The organism is Thiohalocapsa sp. (assembly GCF_022340605.1).
GTDB lineage: Bacteria > Pseudomonadota > Gammaproteobacteria > Chromatiales > Chromatiaceae > Thiohalocapsa.
The window spans coordinates 1-4702 of sequence record NZ_JAJDNQ010000033.1 but is presented as its reverse complement, the minus strand read 5'-3'; the positions used below and the strand labels follow the sequence as shown (position 1 = coordinate 4702).

The following is a 4702-nucleotide window of genomic DNA, read 5'->3' as shown; positions in this document are numbered from 1 at the left end:
GGTCCGTGGCCGGATGCAGTCGGGGCGGAAGGTGTCGCCCACGCGCGACCGCGGGCATGCCGGCGAGCAGTGACGGGCGGAGACGGTGACCGCCGTGCAGACGGCGGCCGAGCATCCACCGAACAGCGAAAGAGAGTGAGGTCCCGATGGTTCCCAAACAGAGCGCGAGCTTCAGGCTCGTGACGCACGCCGCCGTGGCCGGGTTATGCCTGTGCATAACGCTCGGCAACTCGGCCGCTGCCGATGAACACAACAGGCAACAGCGCCAGACAAGCCGTGACACCCAGCGCACCGAGTCGACGCGCACACAAACGGCCGAGGCAAGCAGACGCTCGTCCGGCAACAGTGACAGCCGCTCCGGCGACTCGACGCGGTCTGGGCAGCGCGAGAGCCAACGCGGTAGCGACAGCAATCCCCTGCAGATCGACTCCGCACGCTGGTATGACCGCGGCGACAGCCTCCGGGTCAGCGGCAGCGGTGCCAGCCGCTACGCCACGGTGACGCTGTTTGATGCCGACGGCGGCACGGTCCTTGGCGATACCCGCGCCGCGCGCAACGGCGACTACGACTTCGACCTGCGGCGCTTGGCGAGCGCCCCCTGCCGCATCGGCGTGGAGACGCGGGATGCGAGCGCGGAGCGCGACGTCCGCAACGCGCCTCGCGATTGTGGCGCCGGCGGTGGCGGTGACAGCGGCGGTGGCGACACCGGCGGTGGCGGCGGCACCGGCGGTGGCACCGGCGGCGGAGGCGGTGGCACCGGCGGCGGAGGCGGCGGCACCGGCGGCGGAGGCGGCGGCACCGGCGGCGGAGGCGGCGGCACCGGCGGTGGCGGCGGCGACGCCAGCACCGTGTCCATCAACTCCACCAGCCAGAGCTGTGGCGAGGTCATCGACGGTGTGCCGCAGCCGGCCTGCGCCGACGTGTCCGTGCCGGAACAGCCCATCGGCGGCAGCGGTGGCTACCGGGTGGTTGCCATCAACGATCTCGGCATGCACTGCGGCGACCTCGACACCCGCGTCGCCAGCATCCTGCCCCCGTTCCAGGTGCTGCTCGCCCAGGTCATCGCGCAGGGCTCGGGCAGTGCAGACCCCCAGATCGTCTCGCCGGCACAGGTGGACCTGTACTACTCGGCCGCCTCCAATCCGAATGATCCGATCCTGAGCGACGTGAACGCCTTCACCGGGCTCACCGACAACGGCGTCTACAAGACCAACTTCTGGGACGTGATCTCCGCCTACGATCCCTTCTACCCGCCGGCCTTCACCCCACTCAGCGTGGACGCGGGCAAGGGCCTGCCGGTGCCGAACGTCGAAGAGCTCTACATCGGGCAGGACGGCATCGTCGGCAGCGGTGACGAGACCCTCACCGCCGTGCAGCACGCCATGCCAGGCATGGGCAGCCCCTACGTCCAGAACGAGCCGCGGCAAGTGCTGGAGCACTACACCAACAAGCCGTTCTTCATCGAGTTTCCGTTCGGCTACATCGCCAACGGGGTCAACTGGTTCGAAGGCGCGGGCATCCCGTTCGCCGCCTTCGACGACTTCGGCCGCGAGAACCCCTATCCGCTGGTTCGCGTGCAGGCGGTGCCCAAGGGCGCGACGCCGCCCTTCGACCAGGCCGGTGCACAGCCCTATGCCTCCCTGGATACGGTACTGCCCATCTCCGGCGAGGCGAGCTGCCGCAACTGCCACGGCAGTCCGCTGGACGTGCCGGACAGCCCCTATCCCGGCGCCGCCAACCAGCCGCTGATCGATGCCGGGCTGCCGGTGGAAGACAGCACGCTGGATGATCTCATGGGCAGCGTGCCACCGAGCGTGAGCGTGGAGTACGCCTCGGACGTCAACGTGCTGCGCCTGCACGACCTCAAGCACGGCGCGGATTACGTGGACAGCGACGGCAACCCGACGCCGTGCACGGGCGTGAGCGCGGCGACGCCGAACGGCAACGCCAACTGCCTCGCCAACAAGGCGCTGGAGCAGCACGCACCGACGGTCTGCCAGACCTGCCACTACACCCCGGCGCTGGATCTGGCGCACGTGGGGCCGCTCGGCGGCGACGCGGCCAACCCGGACGCGGACGCCAACGGCCGCGTGCAGCGCGTCAACCAATCCAACTCGCGCGTGATGCACCACAGCCACGGCCTCACCGGCGTCTTCCCCAGCATGCCGGACCCGTCCGCGGACGAGGACCCGCGCACCGGCCTGCCGCTGAACCAGGACGCCCGCGTGGCGACCCTGGAGGAGACCTGCTACCAATGCCACCCCGGCAAGCACACCAAGTGCCTGCGCGGTGCCATGGCCGCCGGCGGCATGGTCTGCCAGGACTGCCACGGCGGGCTCATGGACGTGGGCAACGACTTCAGCGAGGCGATGTCGCCGGCGACGCCGTTCCCGCTCGGCGCGGACCTCGCCAAGCGCGTGCCCTGGGCCAACGAGCCGGGCTGCGGCTCGTGCCACACCGGCGATGTCCACGACAACCTCTCCGGCAGCACCGGCACCCGCGCCAACGCCTACGACACCGCCGGCAATGCCGACGGCATCCGGCTGGTCCGGGCCTACCGCGACGGCACCAGCACGCCCATCGTGCCCAGCAATGGCCGCTTCGCCGAGCCCCTGGTGCCCGCGACCTTCCGCAACGCGGACGGTACCACGCTCGCCAATCCGGCGGCCGGCAAGCCGAAGCTGTATCGGGTCAGCACCGGCCACGGCGGCGTCTTCTGCGAGGGCTGCCACGGCGCCACCCACGCCGAGTGGGACACCGACGGCTCACCGCTCCTGAACGACAACGTGGCCGCCAGCCAGCTCCAGGGCCACAGCGGCACGCTGAGCGACTGCAGCACCTGCCACGGGGCAGGCTGGGAGCCGTCGCGCAGCAACGCCCTCGGCGGCCCGCACGGCATGCATGTGGTCGGCGCCACGAGCTTCGCCAACGGTGGCCACGAGAACATCGCCGAAGGCAACGCCGACGCCTGCTTCGCCTGCCACGGCGGCACTAGCCGGCGCAACTCGCAGGGCACGGTCCTCTCCCGCGCCGCGGCAGACCGCACCCTGCGCAGCGAAGGCCGCACCGTGCAGGTGGCCCGGGGCGAGCCGGTGGGCTGCGTGCTCTGCCACGGCGGCTGAGCCGTCCGCCCACACCGCGGCACGGACGCCGCGAGAGCGACAGAAGCGTCGTGGGAGCGGCACTCCCGGTGCCGCGACCGGCCAGGACGCTGTGGGAGCGGCACTCCCGGTGCCGCGACCGGCCGGGTGTGGGAGCGGCACGCTCGGTGCCGCGACCGCCAGCGCCGTGGAATCGGCACGCTTGCTGCCGCGACCGCGCAACGCCCACCCGCACCGCCCGCCACGCGCAATGTGACAATCAGTTGACCGCGAGCCCGGCGTGGCGGTCAACTTGGGGCCACCAAATCCCTCGGACCACGCCGGCACGGCCCCTCGCGGCGGCACGGCCGGCCCGGCTCCGGGCGACCAACCCTGTCACCAGAGGGCACGCCGATGCGCTGGGTCCCCAATGCACTCACCCTCTCGCGCCTGTTCCTGATCCTGCCCGTGATGCTGCTGCTAGCCCTCGGCGGCACCACCGCCGCCTGGTGGGCGCTCGGCCTGTTCCTGCTCGCCTCGGTGACCGACTTCTTCGATGGCTGGCTGGCGCGGCGCCTGGATTGCGCGTCCAACCTCGGCGTGTTCCTGGACCCGCTCGCCGACAAGGTGCTCGCCAACGTCCTGCTGGTCTACCTGGCCGCGCGCCACCCCGACTGGGTGCCGCTGTGGATTGTGCTGCTGATCATCGGCCGCGAGTTCGCGGTGCAAGGCTTCCGCAGCATGGCACCCTGCGTCGGCGTGGTGATCAGCACCGGCCAGCTCAACAAGCTCAAGCTCGTCTTCCAGCTCATCGCCTGCGGCACCGCGCTCGGTGGACTGGCGTGGCCCGCCGCCGCCCCCGTGCTCAAACCGCTAACCTGGCTGGCCCTGGCCCTCGCGCTGGCGTCCGCCCTCTGGTCCATGCTGACGCTGTTCCGTGACAACGCCGACCTCTGGCACCGCGATCCGGTCCGAATGGAGCAGCGCTAGCCGGCCAGCGCATCGCCCGAAACATCGGCCGGAGTGTCGCCCGGCGTGTCGCCCTGCAGAGCGACACTGAAGAAACGACACTAAAGAAAATCGACCCAAGCCCCGTCAGCTCTGCCGCACGATCGCCCGGACGATCCCCAAAACCTCGATCTCCTCATGCCCCAGGCGCAGCGGCTCCATCTCCTCATTGGCCGGTTGCAGGCGCACGTGATCCGGTTCGACATAGAGCCTCTTCAGCGTCGCCTGATCACCATGAATGCGGGCCACGACGGTCTCGCCGTTCTCCGCGTGGGTGCGCTGCTCGACGATGATGATGTCCCCATCCAGGATGTCGTCGTCGATCATCGAGCCGCCGCGGACGCGTAGCGCGAAGCTCTTCCGGCGCACCCAAGCGGCGGGGACCTCCAACTCATCGGCCTCCTCGTAAATGTCCAGCGGCTGCCCGGCGCTGACCGTACCGAGCAGCGGGATGCGCTGGACCGCTTCCCCATCGACGGCCTCGAGCGGCACCTGCTCCCGGCCAAGCAACTGGGTCTGGGTCGCGCGGAAGATCACGGAAGTCGACATGGCGAGTCCTCGGGCTGGAACGGGCCAAGGATAGCCAGTCCAACCCGCGCGGGCACCCGTGGCGA

At 70.6% G+C, this 4702-nt stretch carries 3 protein-coding genes; 2 read left to right on the top strand and 1 reads right to left on the bottom strand.

Annotation, left to right across the window (positions count from 1 at the left end; translation table 11 throughout):
- Positions 1-146: 146 nt before the first annotated feature.
- On the top strand, positions 147-3122 hold the full coding sequence (locus LJE69_RS04455; RefSeq protein ID WP_296921916.1) for a hypothetical protein: 2976 nt from the start codon (positions 147-149) through the stop codon (positions 3120-3122).
- Between the two features lie 372 nt (positions 3123-3494).
- Positions 3495-4070 carry a CDP-diacylglycerol--glycerol-3-phosphate 3-phosphatidyltransferase gene (gene pgsA, locus LJE69_RS04450; protein ID WP_296921914.1) on the top strand — a complete coding sequence of 192 codons (576 nt, stop codon included), beginning with the start codon at positions 3495-3497 and terminating at the stop codon, positions 4068-4070.
- Positions 4071-4175: 105 nt separating this feature from the next.
- Here the strand turns inward: pgsA and lexA are convergent, their stop codons facing one another.
- Positions 4176-4637 carry a transcriptional repressor LexA gene (gene lexA, locus LJE69_RS04445; RefSeq protein WP_296921912.1) on the bottom strand — a complete coding sequence of 154 codons (462 nt, stop codon included), beginning with the start codon at positions 4635-4637 and terminating at the stop codon, positions 4176-4178.
- Positions 4638-4702: the final 65 nt, after the last annotated feature.

Excerpts from the sequence above, each read along its gene's own strand:
- LJE69_RS04455 (WP_296921916.1), top strand. The coding sequence starts at position 147 with ATGGTTCCCAAACAGAGCGCGAGCTTCAGGCTCGTGACGCACGCCGCC.
- pgsA (WP_296921914.1), top strand. The coding sequence starts at position 3,495 with ATGCGCTGGGTCCCCAATGCACTCACCCTCTCGCGCCTGTTCCTGATC.
- lexA (WP_296921912.1), bottom strand. The coding sequence starts at position 4,637 with ATGTCGACTTCCGTGATCTTCCGCGCGACCCAGACCCAGTTGCTTGGC.